This window comes from Paraburkholderia suaedae (assembly GCF_040812055.1).
Lineage (GTDB): Bacteria > Pseudomonadota > Gammaproteobacteria > Burkholderiales > Burkholderiaceae > Paraburkholderia.
In genome coordinates, this window is record NZ_JBFOAH010000004.1 from 313,754 (window position 1) to 334,747 (window position 20,994).

17 protein-coding genes, 1 tRNA gene and 1 pseudogene are annotated in these 20,994 nt (G+C 62.8%); 17 read left to right on the top strand and 2 right to left on the bottom strand.

The genetic code is table 11. The annotated features are described in order from the left end of the window. Positions 1 to 53: 53 nt before the first annotated feature. The 7 genes from fdnG (at position 54) to ABQJ48_RS08750 (ending at position 9,354) form a co-directional block, all read left to right on the top strand. Entirely contained in the window at positions 54 to 3,122 is a 3,069-nt protein-coding gene (fdnG, locus tag ABQJ48_RS08720) for a formate dehydrogenase-N subunit alpha (RefSeq protein WP_367837348.1), read from the top strand. A gap of 9 nt (positions 3,123 to 3,131) precedes the next feature. Continuing rightward, entirely contained in the window at positions 3,132 to 4,064 is a 933-nt protein-coding gene (gene fdxH, locus ABQJ48_RS08725; protein ID WP_367837349.1) for a formate dehydrogenase subunit beta, read from the top strand. Then, complete coding sequence (locus tag ABQJ48_RS08730; protein ID WP_367837351.1) at positions 4,051 to 4,707, top strand: formate dehydrogenase subunit gamma; 657 nt, start codon at positions 4,051 to 4,053, stop codon at positions 4,705 to 4,707. The genes fdxH and ABQJ48_RS08730 overlap by 14 nt, the downstream gene beginning before the upstream one ends. A 113-nt stretch (positions 4,708 to 4,820) precedes the next feature. Beyond that, complete coding sequence (gene fdhE / locus ABQJ48_RS08735; RefSeq protein ID WP_367837353.1) at positions 4,821 to 5,822, top strand: formate dehydrogenase accessory protein FdhE; 1,002 nt, start codon at positions 4,821 to 4,823, stop codon at positions 5,820 to 5,822. A 46-nt stretch (positions 5,823 to 5,868) separates the two neighbouring features. Continuing rightward, positions 5,869 to 7,311, top strand: a complete 1,443-nt coding sequence (gene selA / locus ABQJ48_RS08740) for an L-seryl-tRNA(Sec) selenium transferase (RefSeq protein ID WP_367837355.1) — start codon at positions 5,869 to 5,871, stop codon at positions 7,309 to 7,311. Next, a complete protein-coding gene (selB, locus tag ABQJ48_RS08745; RefSeq protein WP_367837357.1) occupies positions 7,308 to 9,221 on the top strand; it encodes a selenocysteine-specific translation elongation factor in 1,914 nt (637 codons plus the stop codon). Before selA ends, selB begins: the two co-directional genes overlap by 4 nt. A gap of 40 nt (positions 9,222 to 9,261) precedes the next feature. Continuing rightward, positions 9,262 to 9,354: transfer RNA gene (locus tag ABQJ48_RS08750), tRNA-Sec, on the top strand. A gap of 352 nt (positions 9,355 to 9,706) precedes the next feature. Here ABQJ48_RS08750 and ABQJ48_RS08755 read toward each other — a convergent pair. Beyond that, complete coding sequence (locus ABQJ48_RS08755; protein WP_367837358.1) at positions 9,707 to 11,098, bottom strand: aminotransferase-like domain-containing protein; 1,392 nt, start codon at positions 11,096 to 11,098, stop codon at positions 9,707 to 9,709. 416 nt (positions 11,099 to 11,514) lie between these two features. On the opposite strand from ABQJ48_RS08755, the gene ABQJ48_RS08760 reads away from it, so the two are divergent. The 10 genes from ABQJ48_RS08760 (at position 11,515) to scpA (ending at position 20,525) form a co-directional block, all read left to right on the top strand. Next, entirely contained in the window at positions 11,515 to 11,997 is a 483-nt protein-coding gene (locus ABQJ48_RS08760) for an MSMEG_0572/Sll0783 family nitrogen starvation response protein (RefSeq protein WP_035546812.1), read from the top strand. Positions 11,998 to 12,015: 18 nt separating this feature from the next. Next, positions 12,016 to 13,062: a Nit6803 family nitrilase gene (locus ABQJ48_RS08765; RefSeq protein WP_367837360.1), complete on the top strand. Its 1,047-nt coding sequence runs from the start codon at positions 12,016 to 12,018 to the stop codon at positions 13,060 to 13,062. After that, a complete protein-coding gene (locus ABQJ48_RS08770) occupies positions 13,055 to 14,125 on the top strand; it encodes an MSMEG_0568 family radical SAM protein (protein WP_473094117.1) in 1,071 nt (356 codons plus the stop codon). The genes ABQJ48_RS08765 and ABQJ48_RS08770 overlap by 8 nt, the downstream gene beginning before the upstream one ends. Before the next feature lie 2 nt (positions 14,126 to 14,127). Further along, complete coding sequence (locus tag ABQJ48_RS08775; RefSeq protein ID WP_367837363.1) at positions 14,128 to 14,712, top strand: MSMEG_0567/Sll0786 family nitrogen starvation N-acetyltransferase; 585 nt, start codon at positions 14,128 to 14,130, stop codon at positions 14,710 to 14,712. After that, positions 14,709 to 15,695: a sll0787 family AIR synthase-like protein gene (locus tag ABQJ48_RS08780; RefSeq protein ID WP_367837365.1), complete on the top strand. Its 987-nt coding sequence runs from the start codon at positions 14,709 to 14,711 to the stop codon at positions 15,693 to 15,695. Before ABQJ48_RS08775 ends, ABQJ48_RS08780 begins: the two co-directional genes overlap by 4 nt. Next, a complete protein-coding gene (locus ABQJ48_RS08785; protein ID WP_367837439.1) occupies positions 15,692 to 15,856 on the top strand; it encodes a hypothetical protein in 165 nt (54 codons plus the stop codon). Before ABQJ48_RS08780 ends, ABQJ48_RS08785 begins: the two co-directional genes overlap by 4 nt. A gap of 23 nt (positions 15,857 to 15,879) precedes the next feature. After that, the gene (locus ABQJ48_RS08790) at positions 15,880 to 16,164 is read left to right on the top strand and encodes an MSMEG_0570 family nitrogen starvation response protein (protein ID WP_367837433.1); all 285 of its coding nucleotides are present in this window, start codon (positions 15,880 to 15,882) and stop codon (positions 16,162 to 16,164) included. 82 nt (positions 16,165 to 16,246) lie between these two features. After that, entirely contained in the window at positions 16,247 to 17,548 is a 1,302-nt protein-coding gene (locus ABQJ48_RS08795; RefSeq protein WP_367837366.1) for an MSMEG_0569 family flavin-dependent oxidoreductase, read from the top strand. A gap of 38 nt (positions 17,549 to 17,586) precedes the next feature. After that, entirely contained in the window at positions 17,587 to 18,387 is an 801-nt protein-coding gene (locus tag ABQJ48_RS08800; protein WP_367837368.1) for a Pnap_2097 family protein, read from the top strand. Continuing rightward, on the top strand, positions 18,384 to 20,525 hold the full coding sequence (gene scpA, locus ABQJ48_RS08805; protein ID WP_367837370.1) for a methylmalonyl-CoA mutase: 2,142 nt from the start codon (positions 18,384 to 18,386) through the stop codon (positions 20,523 to 20,525). Before ABQJ48_RS08800 ends, scpA begins: the two co-directional genes overlap by 4 nt. A gap of 206 nt (positions 20,526 to 20,731) precedes the next feature. Here the strand turns inward: scpA and ABQJ48_RS37810 are convergent. Beyond that, a pseudogene (locus ABQJ48_RS37810) lies at positions 20,732 to 20,878 on the bottom strand (IS6 family transposase); the annotation flags it as partial. Positions 20,879 to 20,994 lie beyond the last annotated feature (116 nt).

The following is a 20,994-nucleotide window of genomic DNA, read 5'->3' on the forward strand; positions in this document are numbered from 1 at the left end:
GCACGGGCATCTATAATCTCAATCAGTATCCCCGAAAAGAGCTGAGGCCATTAATGACCCATATGTCCCGGCGACAATTCATGAAGGTTTCCGCCACCACGCTCGCCGGATCGAGTCTAGCCCTGATGGGCTTCTCGCCGACACCCGCGTTAGCGGAAGTCCGTCAGTACAAATTGTCGCGCACGACCGAAACCCGCAATACCTGCCCGTACTGTTCGGTGGGCTGCGGCATCCTGATGTACGGACTGGGCGACAACGCCAAGAACGCGAAGTCCAGCATCATCCACATCGAAGGCGATCCCGACCATCCTGTCAATCGCGGCACACTTTGCCCGAAGGGCGCGAGCCTGATCGACTTCATTCATAGTCCGAGCCGGTTGAAAGTTCCCGAGTACCGCGCGGCAGGATCCAATGAATGGACACGCATCTCGTGGGAAGACGCGCTTGACCGCATCGCCAAACTGATGAAGGAGGACCGCGATGCCAACTTCGTCGAGACGACGAAAGACGGCAAGAAGGTCAATCGCTGGCTGACCACCGGCATGCTGGCCGCCTCTGCCGGTAGTAATGAAGTAGGCTATTTGACGCACAAGACTGTCCGCAGTCTTGGCATGCTCGCGTTCGACAATCAAGCACGTGTCTGACACGGCCCGACGGTGGCAGGTCTTGCCCCGACGTTTGGCCGTGGAGCGATGACGAACCATTGGGTCGACATCAAGAACGCGGATGTGATTCTCGTGATGGGCGGCAATGCGGCCGAGGCGCACCCATGCGGTTTCAAATGGGTCACGGAAGCCAAAGCGCACCGCAAGGCGCGATTGATCGTGGTCGACCCGCGCTTTACGCGCACGGCGTCGGTCGCCGACTATTACGCGCAGATCCGGACCGGCTCGGACATTGTGTTCCTGGGCGGGGTGATCAACTATCTGCTCACCAACGACAAGATCCAGCACGAGTACGTGAAGAATTACACGGACATGTCGTTCATCGTCCGTGAGGATTTTTCGTTTACCGACGGTCTGTACTCCGGCTACGACGCCGAAAAGCGCAGCTACGACAAGAGCTCGTGGGACTATGAGCGCGGCGACGACGGCTTTGCCAAGGTCGATCCGACGCTGCAAGACCCGCGCTGCGTCTATCAGCTGATGAAACAGCACTACTCGCGCTATACGCCCGAGCAGGTGGAGAAAATTTGCGGCACGCCGAAGGAGAAGTTCCTGCACGTGTGTGAGATGCTGGCATCGACGGCGGTCCCCGGACGCGCCGGCACGGTGCTCTACGCGCTCGGCTGGACCCATCACTCGGTCGGCTCGCAGATCATCCGCACCGGCGCGATGATGCAATTGCTGCTGGGCAACATCGGCATCGCGGGCGGCGGCATGAACGCGTTGCGCGGCCATTCGAACATCCAGGGCCTGACCGACCTCGGCCTGATGTCAAACCTGTTGCCGGGCTACATGACGCTGCCGATGGAAGCGGAGCAGGACTACGATGCGTACATCACGAAGCGCGCCACGCAGCCGCTGCGGCCGAATCAGTTGAGCTACTGGCGCAACTATCGCGCATTCCACGTCAGCTTCATGAAGTCGTGGTGGGGCGACAATGTCACGGCCGAGAACAACTTCGGCTTCGACTATCTGCCGAAGCTCGACAAGTCATACGACATGCTGCAGGTCTTCGAGCTGATGAACCAGGGCAAGATGACCGGCTACATCGCGCAGGGTTTCAACCCGCTTGCCGCGGCGCCGAACAAGGCCAAGATCGGCGCGAGCCTGGCCAAGCTGAAGTGGCTCGTGATCATGGACCCGCTCGCCACGGAAACCTCCGAGTTCTGGAAGAACCACGGCGTTTTCAACGACGTCGATACGGCCTCGATCCAGACCGAAGTGTTCCGTCTGCCGACCACCTGTTTCGCGGAGGAGCGCGGCTCGCTGGTCAGTTCGAGCCGCGTGCTGCAGTGGCACTGGCAGGGCGCGGAGGGCCCCGGCGAAGCGAAGAGCGATCTCGAGATCATGGCGGGGCTGTGGTTGCGCATTCGCAATGCTTATAGAAAGGACGGCGGCAAGTACCCCGATCCGATCCTCAACATGAGCTGGCCATATGCCGATCCGGAAAGCCCGACGCCCGAAGAACTCGCGATGGAGTTCAACGGGAAGGCCCTCGCCGACGTCACCGATCCGACCGACAAAACCAAGGTGCTCGCGAAGAAGGGCGAACAGCTGGCGAGCTTCGCGCAGTTGCGCGACGACGGCAGCACCGCGAGCGGCTGCTGGATCTTCTGCGGATCGTGGACTCAGGCGGGCAATCAGATGGGCCGCCGCGACAACTCCGACCCGACCGGCATCGGCAATACGCTGAACTGGGCGTGGGCATGGCCGGCGAACCGGCGGATTCTGTACAACCGCGCTTCGTGCGACCTGAGCGGCAAGCCGTTTGATCCAAAGCGCAAGCTGATCGCGTGGAACGGCCGCGCGTGGACGGGTGCCGACATCCCCGACTTCAAGGCCGATGAGCCGCCCGAGAACGGCATGAATCCGTTCATCATGAACCCGGAGGGCGTGGCGCGTTTCTTCGCGCGCGACGGTCTGGTGGAAGGGCCGTTCCCCGAGCACTACGAGCCGTTTGAAACGCCGCTCGGCTACAACCCGCTGCATCCGGACAACAAGGCGGTCGTCAGCAACCCGGCGGCGCGCGTGTTCCCCGACGACCGGGCCGCGTTCGGCACGCACGAGAACTTCCCGCATACCGCGACCACTTATCGTCTGACCGAGCATTTCCACTACTGGACCAAGCATGCGCATCTGAACGCGATCATTCAGCCGGAACAGTTCGTGGAGATCGGCGAGGATCTGGCGAAAGAGGTCGGCGTGGTGGCGGGGGACCGCATCAAGGTGTCGTCCAATCGCGGGCACGTGATCGCCGTGGCGCTCGTCACCAAGCGGATCAAAACGCTGACAATCGAAGGGAAGAAAGTACAGACGGTCGGTTTGCCATTGCACTGGGGCTTCAAGGGACTCACGAGGCCCGGCTATCTCGTCAATACGCTGACGCCCTCCGTGGGCGATGGGAATTCGCAAACACCGGAATTCAAGTCGTTCCTCGTCAAGGTCGAAAAGGCATAAGGAAAAGAGATGGCACTGCAATCACTGGATATCAAACGCATGTCGGCCACCACCGTGCCCGCGCCGCAAGCGCGCGAGCCGGCTACCGGCACGGTCGCCAAGCTCATCGACGTGTCGAAGTGCATTGGCTGCAAGGCATGTCAGACCGCCTGCATGGAGTGGAACGACCTGCGTGACGAAGTCGGCACGAACGTCGGCGTGTACGACAACCCGGCCGATCTGACCGAACATTCGTGGACCGTGATGCGCTTCTCCGAATACGAGAACGCGCAAGGCGATCTGGAGTGGCTCATCCGCAAGGATGGCTGCATGCACTGCGAGGATCCGGGCTGTCTGAAGGCCTGCCCGGCGCCTGGCGCGATCGTGCAGTACACGAATGGCATCGTGGATTTCCACGAGGAAAACTGTATTGGCTGCGGCTATTGCATCACTGGCTGCCCCTTCAACGTGCCGCGCATTTCGAAGAAGGATCATCGCGCGTACAAGTGCACGCTGTGTTCGGATCGCGTGGCGGTGGGCCAGGAACCGGCATGCGTGAAGACCTGCCCCACGGGCGCGATCATGTTCGGCACCAAGGAGGACATGCATCAGCAGGCCGCGGACCGGATCGTGGATCTGAAGGAGCGGGGTTTCGAGAACGCCGGCCTGTACGATCCCGCTGGGGTGGGGGGCACGCACGTTATGTACGTGCTGCATCATGCCGATCGTCCGACGCTGTATCACGGCTTGCCGGACAATCCGAAGATCAGCGCGATGGTTGGGCTGTGGAAAGGGTTGGCGAAGCCGCTGGCGCTGGCCGGCATCGCGTTCGCGGCGGTGGCCGGTTTCTTCCATTACACGCGTGTCGGTCCGAACGAGGTGACGGAAGAGGACGAAGTCGAAGCCCAGCGCGAAGCCGACGAAGCGCGCCGTTCGAGGGAGGTATCCAATGAAGCATCCTGAGCATACCCCGCTGAAGGACGTGAAGGGCAATCGCCTGATCGTGCGCTACACGCCGAACGAGCGCACGAATCACTGGATCACCGCGATCTCGTTCGTGTTGCTGGCGATCTCCGGCCTCGCTATGTTTCATCCGGCGATGTCGTGGCTCTACGCGATTCTCGGCGGGGGGCAATGGACGCGGATTCTGCATCCGTTCATCGGCTGCGTGATGTTCGTGTCGTTCCTGATTCTTGCGTTGCGCTTCTGGCATCACAACTATCTCGACAAAGCCGACATGCAGTGGGTGCGGCAGATCGGCGACGTGCTCAACAATCGCGAGGACAAACTGCCCGCGATCGGCAAATACAACGCCGGTCAGAAGCTGTTGTTCTTCACGATGGTAGTCTGCCTCGTGTTGCTGCTCGCAAGCGGCATCGTGATCTGGCGGCGTTACTTCTCGTTCTATTTCCCGATCGGGGTCATCCGGCTCGCAGCGGTGGTGCATGCGGCCGCGGCGTTCGTGCTGATGGTCGGCATCGTCGTGCATATCTATGCGGCGTTGTGGATCAAGGGCTCGGTCGGCGCGATGACGCGCGGCACCGTAACCTATGGCTGGGCGAGAAAGCATCATCCGAACTGGTTCAAGGAAATCATCGGCAAGTAACAGCAGCGCGTTCCCAACGCACTGCCCACCGAGCCGCCGCGCTCATTCGATGAAGCGCGGCGGCTCTTCAGTTTCCGGCGCGGTTGTCAGCGCAGTTTTCAGAGGTCGATACTTTGGTTCAACGCATTCTTGAAGCCGGCGATATCGAGTCGCTCGATCACTCGGCGATTCCGCGCATTCGCACGCCCGAGCGGCTCGCGGTGTTCGCGCCGCGGGCCGCGCGCCTGCGCCAGCTCGCGGCCCGCGACAATCCGATCGCCGGCTATCTGCGACTGATGGCCGTGCTCGCCGACGCCCAGCAAGCGGTGATCACGAGCTTCAAGGCGCAGCCGCCCACCCCCGAGTCGATCGCGAGCGCGCAACAGCATTCGATGCCGCTGATTCCGGCGCTCTCCGGCATGCGCGATCCGGCGTGGCGCGACGTGCTGCGCCAGTTGCTCGACAGAATCGAGGGCGCGAGCCCGCTCACGCCGCCGCTCGAAGCGCTGGTCGCCCGCTTGCGCACGCTCGACACCGCCACGCTCGAAGCGCAGGCCGATGCGCTCTTCGCGCAACGCCTGGACGAAGTCGATCCGGCCAGCGCGCCGTTCATCATGGCCGCGCTGCAGGTGGTCTGGACCGATCTCGCCGCCGACATCGACAAGCGCCAGGTGCCGTATATCGAAACGCTCGGCCTGTGTCCCGTGTGCGGATCGCATCCGGTGGCGAGCACGGTCCGCGTGGGCGGCGTTTATGACAATTACCGCTACCTGCAATGCGGCTTGTGCTCGACCGAGTGGCACATGGTGCGCTCCAAATGCTCGAACTGCGATTCGACCAAGGGCATTGCCTATCACGCGGTCGGCTCGCCGGACGCCGACGACGCCACGCGGCAAGCCGAAGCGAAAGACGCCGCGCTCAAGGCGGAGTCGTGCGACGAATGCCATACTTACCGGAAGATAGGCATTCAGTCGAAGGACTACGACTTCGATCCGTTCGCGGACGATCTCGCCAGCCTCACGCTGGATCTGCTGATGGGGGCGGAGGGTTATCGGCGCGCGTCGCCGCATCCGTGGCTGTGGCCCGAGCAGGCCGGCGGCGCGGAGGAGCCCGCCGACGAGCCCGGCTCCGACTAGCATCGGCCGGATGCGTCTAGCGGACACGACTAAAAGGGATTGCTTCGTGAGCGATGTGAGCGGCTCGGAATTGCGCGCACTGATGGCGCGTGTGCCGTCGGTGGAAAAGGTCATGGCGTCGGCGGAATTCGCCGCGCTGATCAGCGAATATGGGCGCACGCAGCTGCTGGACGCCGTGCGCGCGGCGCTCGACGCGTGGCGCGCGAGCGCCCAATCGGGCGGCGCGTCGGTCGGTGAGCTCGACATCCCGCAACTGCATGCAACCATCGCAGCTTCGCTGCGCCGGCGCAACGAATCGCGCTTGCGCAGCGTATTCAATCTGACCGGCACTGTGCTGCACACCAATCTCGGCCGCGCGCTATTGCCCGACGAAGCGGTGCAGGCCGTGACGAAAGCGCTCACGCAACCCGCCAACCTCGAGTTCGATCTCGGCACCGGCAAGCGCGGCGACCGCGACGATCTGATCGACGAACTCATCTGCGAATTGACCGGCGCCGAAGCCGCAACCGTGGTCAACAACAACGCTGCCGCGGTGCTGCTCACGCTGTCCGCGCTGGCAGGGAAGAAGGAAGTCGTCGTGTCGCGCGGCGAGCTGGTCGAGATCGGCGGCGCGTTTCGCATTCCCGACATCATGAGCCGCGCGGGCGCGAAGCTGCGCGAAGTTGGCACGACCAATCGCACGCATCTGCGGGACTACGAGGAAGCCATCGGCCCGCAGACCGCGCTGCTCATGAAAGTCCACGCGAGCAATTACGCGATCCACGGTTTCACCAAAGAGGTCGCCCTCGACGAAATCGCGTCGCTTGCGCATGCGCGCGGCCTTGCGGTTGCCGTGGATCTTGGCAGCGGCACGCTGGTCGATCTGAGTCAATGGGGCCTGCCGCGCGAGCCGACCGTGCGCCAGACTGTCGAAGCCGGCGCCGACCTCGTCACGTTCAGCGGCGACAAGCTGCTCGGCGGTCCGCAAGCCGGCTTGATCGTCGGGCGGCGCGATCTGATCGCGAAGATCAAGAAGCATCCGCTCAAACGCGCACTGCGCGTCGGCAAGCTCACGCTGGCGGCGTTGGAGCCCGTGCTTCAGTTATATCGCGCGCCGGAGAAACTGGCGGAACGGCTGACTACGTTGCGTCTGCTCACGCGTCCCGCCGACGACATCCACCTTGCCGCGCAGCGCGTGCAGCCTGCGTTGCAGCGCGCGATCGGCGAGCGCTACGCGGTGCTTGCGGAGCCTATGTTCAGCCAGATCGGCAGCGGCGCGTTGCCCATCGACGTGCTGCCGAGCTACGGCCTCGTCGTGAGAATGGCCGACGGCAAACGCGGCGGCCGTCACCTGCTCGCGCTGGAAAAGGTGCTGCGCGAGATGGCGCGGCCGGTGATCGGCCGTATCGCAGAGGACGCATTGCGCCTCGATCTGCGCTGCCTCGAAGCCGCCGATGAAGCGCAACTGATTGCGCAACTGCTCGACCAACCGAAGGACACGCACGCATGATCGTCGGTACGGCGGGACATATCGACCACGGTAAAACGAGCCTGGTGAAGGCATTGTCGGGCGTCGATACGGATCGTCTCAAGGAAGAAAAAGCGCGCGGCATTTCGATCGAACTCGGCTACGCGTACGTGCCGCTCGAGAACGGCGACGTGTTGGGTCTGATCGACGTGCCGGGCCACGAAAAGCTCGTGCACACGATGACCGCGGGCGCGAGCGGAATCGATTTCGCGCTGCTCGTGATCGCCGCCGACGACGGTGTGATGCCGCAAACGCGCGAGCATCTGGCGATCGTGCAACTGCTCGGCATTCAGCGCGGGGCGATCGCGTTGACCAAGGTGGATCGCGTGGACGCGCAGCGCTTGCACGAAGTGCGCGACGAGGTGACCGGGTTTCTGAGCGGTAGCGCGCTGCACGATGCGCCGGTGTTCGAGACGTGTGCGATGCGCGCCGACGATCCCGGCGTGGCTGCGCTAAAAGCGCATCTGCACAAGGCGGCCGCGACATGGCATAGGAAGCGTGCTGACGGCCTGTTCCGTCTTGCGATCGATCGCGTCTTCACGCTCGCGGGGCAGGGCACGATCGTCACCGGGACGGTGCTCTCCGGGCGCGTGGCCGTCGGCGATACGATGCTGCTCGCGCCGCAGAATCAGCCGGTGCGTGTGCGCAGCATCCATGCCCAGAATCGCCCGGCCGAGGCCGGACGAGCTGGCGAGCGTTGCGCGTTGAACCTCGCGGGTATCGAGAAGAGCGCCATCGAGCGCGGCGACTGTGTGGTCGATCCGCGTCTGTCGCAAGCATCGGAGCGAATCGACGCCATGCTGACGCTGCTCGCCGACGCGCCGTTCGCGCTCCAGCATTGGACGCCGCTGCACGTGCACCTGGGCACGCAGCATCAGGTTGCGCATGTGGCGTTGCTCGAAGGCGAAACGCTCGACGCCGGTCGGCGCGCACGCGTGCAGCTCGTGTTCGAGCGGCCGGTGTGCGCGGTGCCGGGCGACCGCTTCGTCGTGCGCAATGCGCAGGCCGATCGCACGGTGGGCGGTGGCCATGTGCTCGATCCGTTTGCGCCGTCGCGCAAGCGGCGCTCGCCTGAGCGGCTTGCGTGGCTCGATGCGATCCAGACCATGCTCGACACCGGCGCGCTTGATCCGATGTTCGCGAGGTCCTCGCAAGGTTTGTCGCGCGCATTGCTGGAACGATTGACGGACCTGCCGGCGGCCGCGCTCGCCTTGCCGTCCGGCACGCGAGTTGTCGATCTGCCCGGTCACGATGCGTTGCTCGTTGCCGACGTATCATGGCAGACCTTGACCAACCGGCTGACCGAGACGCTTGGGCAGTACCACGAGCGCTCGCCTGACGAAGTAGGGCCCGACGCGTCGCGCTTGCGGCGAATCGCGGCGCCTCTGGTGGACGATGCGTTGTGGCGCGCGTTAGTCGACGATGCCGCTGCGCGCGGCGAGATCGTCAAACAGGGGCCCTGGCTGCATTTGCCCGGTCACACCGTAACGCTCGACGACGCCGACCGCGCGCTCGCGGCCGCGCTGCTACCTGAAGTCAAGGCAGGGCGTTTCGATCCGCCGTGGGTTCGGGATCTGGCCAACGCGCACGGCGTGCCCGAGGAGCGCGTGCGTCGATTGATGCGCAAACTTGCGCGGCAGGGTGAGCTTTTTCAGGTCGTGCATGATCTCTTTTATCACCGGGAGGCGATTCGCGAACTGGCCTCGATCGCGGCAGCCGAGGCTGGGAAGAACGCGGGCACGGTAGCAGCTGCGCCGTTCCGCGATGTCACCGGTCTGGGGCGCAAACGTGCGATCCAGCTCCTGGAGTTTTTCGACCGGGTTGGATATACTCGCTTCCACCACGGCCTGCATATGATGCGCACGGATAGTCGTTGTCTTCATTTGCTCTGATCGTGATCGTTGATCGTCGTCGTGTAATTCAATCACCGTAGGAAGGCATTCGTATCCGGTGGTGCGGCTGGGCTTCAAACCCAGTTGAGGGCGTCAGACGCTCTTAGGTCGGTTCGACTCCGGCTGCCTTCCGCCCTGTTTCTGATAAGGGCTCTCGCGCAAATGTCGTCTAGCAATTGTCAGGCGGCCTTCGGGTGCGCGACGATGTCTACCTGCACCATCACCCTCACAGACCAGGACGAGCCCAAAGCTGGCCCCTCTAGCCAAGCGGTGTGGACTTCTGAATATCCACTTGCTTTACCGGCGGAGGGAAGTCTGGGCTCACCGGACACCGCTCCTGCTTACTGACGTCTCGAGGGAGAGGCGATCCGTCAAACAAACCCTAGTTGGCTCATCAGTCGTATCCGCCATTGAGGCCGAAGCCCGTTGATGGTCGATACCGGTCCTCTGTAGCAAGGTGACGCATCGGCGCCAACCAGGTAACTTCACATCACTGGCAAATGCAGAAGATGCGGATGTGCGAGCGTGTCGGCGATCGCGCGGAGTGCCCGCTCGCATTCAATCCGATTCTTCGAGCCTCCCAGACATACGCGCAGCGCGTTGGGTGGATTGCCGTCGGTCGAGAACGCTACGGCGGCGACAGCGGCAATGCCTTGGCTACGCAACTGCAGCGCCAGTTCCGAAGCATTCCAGCCGCCTTCGCGGGGAATCGGCAGCCACAGATGAAAGCCGTCCGGATGCGCGTCATAGGACGACGCGCCGAGCACGCGAGCGGCAATCGCCTGGCGCGCTTTCGACTCGCTGCGAATCGCGCTGAGCATCTCTTGCGCGGTGCCCTCGACAACCCACTGTGTGGCGAGCGACACCGTAAATGGACTCGCCATCACGGTGGTCGCGCGCAGTGCGCCCGCCAGGCGCTGTGCCTGACGCGGAGTCGGCGCGTGCAGATACGCGACGCGCAACCCGGCACCCAGATTCTTCGACATTCCCGTTATGTAGTAAGTGAGCTCAGGCGCGAAACTCGCCAGCGTGGCCGGCGCTTGCTGCGGCAACATCGCATATGCATCGTCCTCGATGATCGGCACGCTATAGCGCAATGCCACGTCGGCGAGCGCCTCACGCCGCCTGTGCGTGAGCGTCAGCGTGCTCGGGTTCTGCAGCGTCGGATTGCAATACAGCGCGCTCGGCTTGTCGGTCTTGCAGAGCGCTTCGAACGCATGCGCCAGTGGCCCTTCGTCATCGCGCGCGAGCGCCTGCAAACGCACCCCCAGTTGCGCTGCGATGGCCTTGATGCCTGGATAGGCGAGCGTGTCGAGACAGATGGTTGCACCCGGGCGAGCCAGCTGCGAGACGAGTGCGACGAGCGCGCTGTGAATGCCCGGACACACCAGCACGTTGTCCGGCGAGCAATGAGTGAGGCGGCGCTTTAACCACTCTGTGCCCGCCGCCTTGTCGGCCGGCGTGCCGCCGAAATCCTGATAACGCAACAGTTGGTACGGGTCGCTATTCGCCATCAGACGGGCGGCGGATTCACTCAGGAGTGCGGCATAGTCAGCGGGCTCGGGAGGCGTGTTCATCGTCATTTCGATGCTGCTGCCACCGCTTAGCGGCAGCGTCGCGGTGCGGCCGCGCACGAAAGTGCCGCTGCCGGCGCGCGAATCGAGCAGGCCGCGCTTTTTCGCCTCGGCATAGGCGCGTGCCACGGTGGTGTAGTTCAGTGCGAGTTCGTCGGCCAGATCGCGCAGGCCCGGCAGTCGGTCGCGCGGGCGCAGGCGTCCGGTCGCGAGATCTTCTTCTATCAGGTCCGGGATCGCGAGATAGGCCGGTTTGCGGATTTCGGCAAGACGTTTGATCCAGTGGTGAGTCGGGCTACTCATGGTGTTCATTGAAATGGAAGGCTATCGGAAAAGACGTCAGGTAGGTTCGAATCAGCCTTGCTAAGTGATCGCATTACGTGGCCTGACTGATCGGATCGATTGGGCGGGGCAGTTGGGTCGATTGTGGTGAGTGATCGCACCGGGATGGCGCACTCGCACCATAGGATCGCACCCGGGTCGTGCGATCAGCGCCCACACGGCCGCTTCAATCGGCGCGGTTGGTTGTACGCAACCTTCGGGCCAAAAAAAATTTCGGCGCGCTTAACGAATGATCGTCTGTTTGATTGGAAAGTGATCGCATGAGTGGCGGCGATCAGTGGCATGACCGTTGCGTTATAGGGCTCGGCGCAAACGTAAAGCGGCGCCTTGATATGAGGTTGTATTTCCCGTTCAAGCAAATCACACTGGAGAGTGCCATGCCGGCTGTCAATAAACCGCTGCATCAGAAGGGCGATTACCTGGTCGACTACGAAGAGAAAGTCTTCGAAGACGTGAAGGCCGAGCCCGGTGAAAAGGCGCTCGTCACCTTTCATACGGTGGCGTTCGAAGGCTCGATAGGCTTCGTCAATCTTCTGCAAGCCACACGTCTGCAGCGCAAAGGTTTCGAAACGTCGGTGCTGCTCTATGGCCCGGGCGTGACGCTCGGTCTGCAGCGAGGTTTCCCGACGCTCGGCGACGAAGCGTTCCCGGGTCATCTGAACTTCAATAAGCAACTGATGAAGTTCATGGAAGAGGGCGGCAAGGTATACGCGTGCCGTTTCGCATTGCAGGCGCTGTATGGGCATGGCGAAGCCTCGCTGATCGAAGGGATTCGCCCGATCAGCCCGCTCGACGTGCTGGACATCCAGCTTCTTCATCGCAAGGACAATGCACTGGTCATCCACACCTGGACGGTCTGAGCACAGGCGGCTAACACCATGTCTGAAAAACGCATCGTTCGTGCCGCCGCAGTCCAGATTTCACCGGACTTCGAGCGCAGCGACGGCACCCTGAACAAGGTTTGTGAGGCGATCGATCAGGCGGCGCGCGAAGGCGTGCAACTGATCGTGTTTCCCGAGACCTTCGTACCGTATTACCCGTACTTCTCGTTTGTCCGGCCGCCGGTTGCCTCCGGCGCCGACCACATGCGGCTTTATGAAGAAGCGGTCGTGGTGCCTGGTCCCGTGACGCAGGCGGTGGCCGAGCGGGCCCGCCTGCATCGCATGGTCGTCGTGCTCGGGGTGAACGAGCGCGATCACGGCAGCTTGTACAACACGCAGCTGATCTTCGATGTGGATGGGCAACTGTTGCTCAAGCGCCGCAAGATCACGCCGACGTTCCATGAACGGATGATCTGGGGGCAAGGCGATGCGGCGGGACTGAAGGTCGTGCGAACCGATGTGGCGCGCGTGGGTGCGCTCGCCTGCTGGGAGCACTACAACCCGCTGGCGCGCTACGCGTTGATGACGCAGCACGAGGAAATTCACTGCAGTCAGTTTCCGGGCTCGCTGGTGGGGCCGATTTTCACCGAGCAGATCGAAGTGACGATCCGCCATCATGCGCTCGAGTCAGGCTGCTTCGTCGTCAACGCCACCGGGTGGCTGACCGACGCGCAGATTGCATCTGTCACGAGCGATACGAATCTGCAGAAGGCGCTGCGTGGCGGCTGCAATACGGCAATCGTGTCACCCGAGGGGCAGCATCTGGCTGCGCCGCTGCGCGAAGGCGAAGGCATGGTGATCGCCGATCTCGACATGGCACTGATCACCAAGCGCAAACGCATGATGGATTCGGTCGGCCACTATGCGCGGCCCGAATTGCTGAGCCTCGCCATCAACGAACGGCCCGCTACGACAGTGTCGCCGATGCCGTCGCCGGGCAATGCGTGGAGCGCCTCGTCCAGCACCGATTCCAACTCAACCACGGGATGCCGCGATGAATTCCAGCGAGACCTTGCCGGCCGCGAGCCGGCAATTGATGACTGAATTGCAGTCGGTCGGCTTGCGGCTGGCCGATCCAGGTACCGGCGTCGCCAGCCGGCGCGGTGGCGCGGGACCGTCCGATCACAAGGCCGTCACCGTGGATGGCGTGACCATCATGGTGCCGGTGCATACGAACACTGCCTGGCATTCGCCGTTCGTCGCCGCGCCTGCCGATGCGAACGGCACAAGCGCATTGCTGCGCGGCACGATTCCGATCGCCAATATCAGCTTTCCAAAGGGGCCGCGCTTTTACGCCATGCAGACGCTCGACGGCGTGCCGTACTCGCACATCGCAACGCTGCATAGCGCGGATGTGCTGGCGAGCACCGTGCTGCAAACCTGCATTCGCTATGAGAGCCGCCGCAAGACGTGCAAGTTCTGCGCGATCGGTCAATCGCTTGCTGCGGGCCGCACGATTGCGCGCAAGACACCCGAGCAGCTAGCCGAAGTCGCGCGTGCGGCAGTGCTGCTGGACAGTGTCAAACATATGGTGCTGACGACCGGCACGCCGCCCACCAGCGATCGCGGCGCGCAGATTCTCTGCGAGAGTGCGTTCGCGATCAGGGCCGCGGTCGACCTGCCGATCCAGGCGCAATGCGAACCACCGGACGACGATCAATGGTTCGCGCGCATGAAGGCGAGCGGTATCGATACGCTCGGCATGCATCTGGAAGTGGTGACGCCGTCGTTGCGCGAACGGATCATGCCGGGCAAATCGGGCGTGCCGCTGTCGCGCTATATGGAAGCGTTCAAGGCGTCAGTCGCCGTGTTCGGACGGGGACAGGTGAGCACGTACATCCTCGCGGGGCTCGGTGATACCGCCGAAGCGATTCTCGCGATTTCGCGCGAGTTGATCGATCTGGGCGTGTATCCGTTTGTCGTGCCATTCGTGCCGATCAGCGGCACGCCGCTTGAGGATCATCCCGCGCCGTCGCCGGAGTTCATGAAGTCGGTGCTGCAGCCGCTCGGCTCAATGCTCGCTGCGGCTGAAATGCGCTCAGCGGACATCAAGGCCGGCTGCGGCAAGTGCGGCGCGTGCTCGTCCCTTTCTTCGTACGAGGTGTGATCATGTTTGGCGAAGCGATTGCGGGTGTATCGGGTGAACTGAACGACCTGGATGTTGCACCGGCGTTTTACGCGCCGACCGAATACCGGATCAAGTGGACCACGCTGCAGTGGGAAGCCGATGAAGCGTACAAGCTGCGGCGCGCGGTGTTCTGCATCGAGCAGGGCATCTTCGTCGGCGACGACCGCGACGAGATCGACGAGCGTGCGCAGCAACTGGTGGCGGTAAGTTGTATTGCAGGGATGCCGGAGCAGGTGGTCGGCACCGTGCGCATCCATGAGGAAGAGCCTGGCGTCTGGTTCGGTTCGCGGCTTGCCGTGCACGCTGCGTTTCGCCGTCACGGCAAGATCGGTGCAACGCTGATCCGTCTCGCCGTGACGAGCGCGCATGCGCTCGGCTGTCAGACGTTCCTCGCGCATGTGCAGAGCCAGAACGTGCCGCTGTTTCGCCGTTTGCGTTGGGATGTACTTGCAGAGGAAAAAATGCTCGGCCGTCCGCATCATCTGATGCAGGCGCAGCTTGACCACTACCCGCCGTGCACGACACCGCACAGCGGCTTTGTCGCGTGGTCTCGGAGCGGCTCATGAGTCTGGCGGAGCTGGTCACCAGTTTGCGCGAAAGCCGCGGCTTTCGGCACAAGACCGACATTGCCGGCGTCGTGTCGTCGCTGGCGCGACATCTGCCGGGCGGTGTCGGCGACCTCGGCCAGGCAGTGGCGGTAGGCGACGATTGCGCGGCCTTGCCGGATGGCGACGGTTACCTTTTGTTCGCCATCGAAGGCATGGTCAGCGACTTCGTGCAGGCCATGCCCTGGTTCGCCGGCTACAGCAGCGTGATGGTCAACGTCAGCGATATCTATGCGATGGGCGGGCGGCCGCTCGCGGTCGTGGATGCGCTGTGGAGCGATGGCATCGACGCGGCTCACGAGGTGCTCGCGGGAATGGTGGCTGCCTCGGTGGCATACGGGGTGCCGATTGTCGGCGGACACACCAATGCGCGAAGCGATCAGGCGCAACTGGCCGTGTCGATCCTGGGCCGCGCTAACGCGCTGTTGTCGAGCTTCAACGCGAGACCTGGCGACCGCCTCCTGATGGCGGTCGATCTGCGCGGCCGCTTCGAGGAACCGTATCCGTTCTGGAATGCTTCAGTCGGAGCGCCGGCTGCGCGTCTGCGCGACGACCTTGAGTTGTTGCCGCAGTTAGCCGAGAACGGGCTGTGTGATGCGGCAAAAGATATCAGCATGGCGGGTACGCTGGGCACCGCATTGATGTTACTCGAATGTTCGCGGGTCGGCGCTCGCATCGATGTCGATGCGATCCCGAAGCCGGTTGACGTGCCGCTCGCGCGTTGGCTCACCGCGTTTCCGAGCTTCGGCTACCTGCTCTCGGTGCGTGAAGCGGACGTCGAACGCGTGCAGGCGCGATTCAAGGCCCGCTCGCTGGCCTGCGCGGAGATTGGGACGATAGACGCAACGCGCCAGGCGGTCGTCCATCGCGGTGACGAGGCGGCAGTGTTGTGGGACTTCAGCGGCGAGTCGTTTATCGTCCCGGCGGATCAGGCGACGCAATGAGCATCGACGCATTGCGGATTGCGCTGCTGACACACTCGCTCAATCCGCGCGGCGGCGTCGTGCATACGCTCGAGCTGGCGAGCTCACTCAGTGCCCGCCCGCCGTCATGTCGACGGGCCTATCGCGCGTGGCTGGCGCAGCCGGCGCTTGTTATTCACTGAGTCATCGGAATAAGGGAATGTCTATGCCTGTCATGCACTTCCGGATTCAATGGCCCGACGGCGACGAAGCGAATTGTTATTCGCCGTCGCAGGTGGTCAGCGAGTTTTTTACGCCGGGCCATGCTTATCCGCTCGACGATTTTGTCAGACGCTCGCGCGAGGCGCTGAACATTGCCTCCGAGCGCGTGCGGCAGAAGTACGGCTTCGCCTGTTCGGCGGCGATGGATCAGCTCACGCAGATCGAACAGGACGCAAACCGCTTTCGCGATCGACCCGACGCGACCGTCAAGGTCATCGAACTGCTCTGAACCCAGCCTGAACCGTTGAACGTGGTGAGCCGGGCGGCAGCGCCACAACGGTGAGGCGAATTATTATCTGCAAGGACGCATCATGTCGAATACAGCGCACTCTGTAAGCGCCGGGACGCACGAGAATAGCCACTACAGCGTGCTCGTCGTCGGTGGGGGGCAGGCCGGCCTGTCGATCAGCTACTATCTGAAACAGGCCGGCGTCGACCACCTCGTCGTCGAGAAGGACACTGTCACGCATACCTGGCGCAATCAGCGCTGGGACGCGTTCTGTCTCGTCACGCCGAACTGGCAGTGCGCGCTGCCGGGCTACCCCTACCCGGGCGACGATCCGCATGGCTTTATGACGAAGGATGAAATCATCGCGTATCTCGACGGCTTCATTGCGATGGTCGATGCGCCGGTAATCGAGCACACACAGGTACTACGCGTGAAGCGCCTGGACGACGGCACCTTTGCGGTAGCGACGAGCCAGGGCGATTTCACCGCCGATCAAGTCGTGGTGGCGTCGGGCGGTTATCACACGCCGATCGTGCCGCGCATGGCTGAACGCCTGCCCGCGCCGATCTTGCAGTTACAGTCGTCGCAATATCGCAACCCGCAGGCGCTGCCCGACGGTGCGGTGCTGGTGGTGGGATCGGGGCAGTCCGGTGCGCAGATCGCCGAGGACCTGCATCTGGCCGGCCGCAAGGTGGTGCTCGCGGTGGGCGAGGCGCCACGCTGTGCGCGCTTTTACCGCGGGCGCGATGTGGTGGACTGGCTGGCCGACATGAAATACTACGACATGCCGGTGGAAAAGCATCCCTTGCGTGAAGGGGTGCGTGACAACACCAATCACTATGTGACCGGCCGCGACGGCGGACGCGATATCGATCTTCGCAAGTTCGCGGCCGAAGGCATGGAGTTGTACGGACGACTCGACGATCTGCGCAACGGGTGGCTACACTTCACGCCGAACCTCGCCGCCAATCTCGACGATGCCGACGATACCTATAACCGCATCAACGCGAGCATCGATGGCTTCATTGAAAGGAACGGTATCGATGCACCGCCCGGCGGTCTCTATGAGCCTTTATGGCAGCCGCCTCACGAGCGTACGACGCTCGAACTCGCAGGCAGCGGCATTACATCGATTATCTGGTGCATTGGCTTTACGCCGGACTTCAGCTGGATCGACGCCCCTGTGTTCAACGGCCGGGGTTATCCGGCGCACGCGCGCGGCGTCACGCCGGTCGAAGGGCTCTACTTCATCGGCTTGCCCTGGCTGCATACGTGGGGCTCCGGGCGTTTTTCGGGGATCGCGCGCGATGCCGACTACGTGGTGCAGGCAATTCTCACGAGCCTTCGCGAGCGAACGTTCCCTTGCGACACTGTGGCAGCTTGACGCCCATGCAGCAAACGACACACAGCTATCGCGCCGGCATGCCACAACTGGCCTATACGGGGCTGTCCGAAAACTGGCTGATCAAGGAATGCGGACATCGCCACTGGGAGGCGCTGGCGGGCGATGCCGGCCGGCGCGCACCGGATTTCGTCGATGATGACGGGAGCAAATCGTATGCGGCCTTCACCGCAATCAGATTGACGGGCGCAACCCTCCACGCAATCGGTGAGAACGACGATTTCGAGCTCGGTACTGGGCTTTGCCGAACCGGTCAGGCTCGCCACTTTAGCCGGCACCGCCTGCTTTCGCGCAACGGCGAGTGTGCCGTCGTGTCGATGTCGTCGACGTTCGTGCGGCGGCATGAGGTGCGCAACAACCGTTCAGTGACGCGCGCCACATTCGCGGCAATGGGAGGCCCGACACCGACTCCGCCGGCGGACGCAGTGGACATGGCGTGGCGTGGCAAGCAGTTGCGCGCCGGGCAGTGGGACGAAAGGTTGCCCTTCACAAGCGCCGATCGTGTCGAGAGCGACTGCATCCAATTTCTGCCATGTCCGAACAACGATTTCAACGGCGCGGACTTTCTGTACTTTGCAAGCTTTCAGTCGTTTGTTGACCGTGCCGAATGGCAGCGCCACCGGTTCCACGAGCCACCCCTCATCGCAGGCCGCGAGTTGTTCTTCTACGGCAACATTGATGTTGGTGACACGCTTCTATTGCGCGTGGTCGCGGAGCATAAAGATGAGCGCGGCCTCGTCCATTGGTGCGAGCTTCGTCGTGGCAGCGACCAGCAGAAGATTGCCGATGTAGTAACGAGCAAGCATTGGAGGCAGCGATGAATCGCGAGGACGATAGGTGCGGCGACCGGGAGTTCGCCGATGAAAGTCCCGGCGCGATACGGTACTCGCCCAATGCGGTGCCACTTAAGGCGCTGTATACGGCGAGCGATCTGCAAGGCGTGTCGCATCTCGGCAGTCGGCCCGGTGAGGCGCCCTTCGTGCGTGGGCCCCATGCGTCGATGTATACGCAAAAGCCGTGGACGATCCGTCAATACGCAGGCTATGCGGACGCGGCCGATTCGAATCTTGCATTCAGGACCGCGCTAGCCGAAGGGGCACAGGGTTTATCGGTTGCCTTTGATCTGCCGACCCATCGGGGCTACGATTCGGACGATCCTGCCGCGGTGGCCGATGTCGGCATGGCTGGAGTCGCAATCGACAGCGTCGAGGACATGAAGCGCCTGTTTCGGCAGATACCGCTCGATCGGGTGTCGGTCTCGATGACGATGAACGGCGCCGTGCTACCCGTACTGGCTGCATTCATCGTGGCAGCGCAAGAAAGTGGCGTGCAACTGCAGGCCCTTACGGGTACGATCCAGAACGACATCCTGAAGGAATACATGGTGCGCAATACCTGGATATTCGCGCCGGAGCCGTCCTTACGGATCGTGGCGGACGTCGTCGAGTATCTGGCTGAACGCGCGCCGCGCTTCAACGCCATGTCCATCTCGGGCTATCATTTCCAGGAAGCCGGCGCGGACGCGGTACTCGAACTCGCGCTGACGCTGTCGAATGCGCGCACCTACGTCGATGCGCTCGTGAAGCGTGGCATGAATGTGGAGCGCATCGGCGAACGGCTGAGTTTCTTCTTCGGCGTTGGCACTGATTTCTTTGTGGAAGTGGCCAAACTTCGCGCCGCTCGGGTCGTGTGGGCCGGAATAATGAGCGAACTGGGTGCACGTGAGGTTAGAGCGCAAGCTTTGCGCATGCATTGCCAGACTTCGGGATGGTCACTCACTGCGCAGCAGCCACAGAACAACATCGTCCGGACGACGATCGAGGCGATGGCCGCCGTATTCGGAGGCACGCAGTCGCTGCACACCAATGCCTACGATGAAGCGCTTGCTCTGCCAGGCGCGGATGCATCAAGGCTCGCGCGTGACACCCAGTTGATCATGCAGCATGAGATGGGCCTGTGCGATGTGATCGATCCGTGGGCCGGCTCGTACATGATGGAGTCGATTACCGACGATATTGCCCGGCGTGTGCGTGATCTGATGACTCAAATTGCTACGCAAGGAGGCGTCGTCGAAGCGATCCGCTCGGGTTGGGTACAGCAGCGCATTCACGAAGCCGCAACACGCACGCAGGCGCGGATCGATGGCGGGCAGCGTGTTGTCGTGGGTGTGAACCGGTTTCGATCACCGGATGCGGATACTACGCCCGGCTGTCTCGAGGTCGACGGTCGGCGGGTTCGCGCCACGCAAGTGCGGCACCTTGCAGAGCTGAAAGCACAGCGCGACGATGTCCTGGTCTCTCGCGCGCTGGCGGCGCTCGCTCAAGGTGCGCGTGACGGCACCGGCAACCTGCTGGCGCTCGCCATCGAGTGTATCCGCGCGCGCGCGACAATCGGCGAATGCACGGGCGCGCTGGAGGCTGTCTGGCCCCGTTACAGGATGCCCAGTCGTTTTAGCAGCGGAATTTACGGTGAAGCGCGGATGGTCGATGCAGCATGGCGTGAAGCATGCAATCGTGTCAGTGCTCTTACCGCGTGCCTCGGACGCCTGCCCAGGGTACTCATCGCAAAGGTCGGGCAAGATGGTCACGACCGCGGTGCAAAGATCGTCGCGGCGGCGTTGGCCGATGCCGGGTTCCACGTATCGCTCGGCGCGCTGTTCCGCTCGCCCGCAGAGGTGGTCGACGACGCGATCGCAGCGAACGCCGATGTCGTCGGCATTTCGTCCCTGTCGGGCGCGCATCTTGACCTTGTTGCCGAGGTCGTGCGCAGGCTGCGCGTGCGTCGACCGACGGTAGCGGTTGTGGTCGGCGGCATCATTCCGGACGAGCACGCACGTTTGCTCAGACGCAATGGCATTTTTGCAGTGCTCGGACCGGGGACACCCATGGAGTCGATTGTGGCGAGCTTTGTCGAAACCGTCGAGCGGGCATTGGCATCGGCATCGGTCGTTGCTGACTGAATGCTCTGACGGGTTTCCAATGTGCCGGGTGTGCGAATTGATCTGTCGCGCCCGGACCGGTCATTCCGCGCAGTAAAGCAGCATGAAATGCGTGCGGATCCTGCATCTGCGGCGCATCTCCTGCGCTCGGAAACTCGAGAAGCTCAACGTGCGGAATGACAGCGGTGGCCTGATGTGCAAGTTCCGGGTAGCTTCCGAGAGAGGGACGCGAAGTGCTGCCGCACCGGACCGAAGCCTGAGAGAAACGCCTATGTGCAACGCGTCGCGAAAGCCACACATCTGGCGTCGCGCCCGCGGGTTGGCTGGTGGCTATTCTGCGCACGGTTGTTCACGCGAGCAGCCGCTTTGACGAAGTCGCGGCGCCTCATCAAGCGTGCGCAGTAAATCGGGTTGGCGTGAAAACCCGGGAATGTTCAAACATGGGACGGGCCACACGCACTTCCAGACGCGCAGGTTACCCAACGTAGGT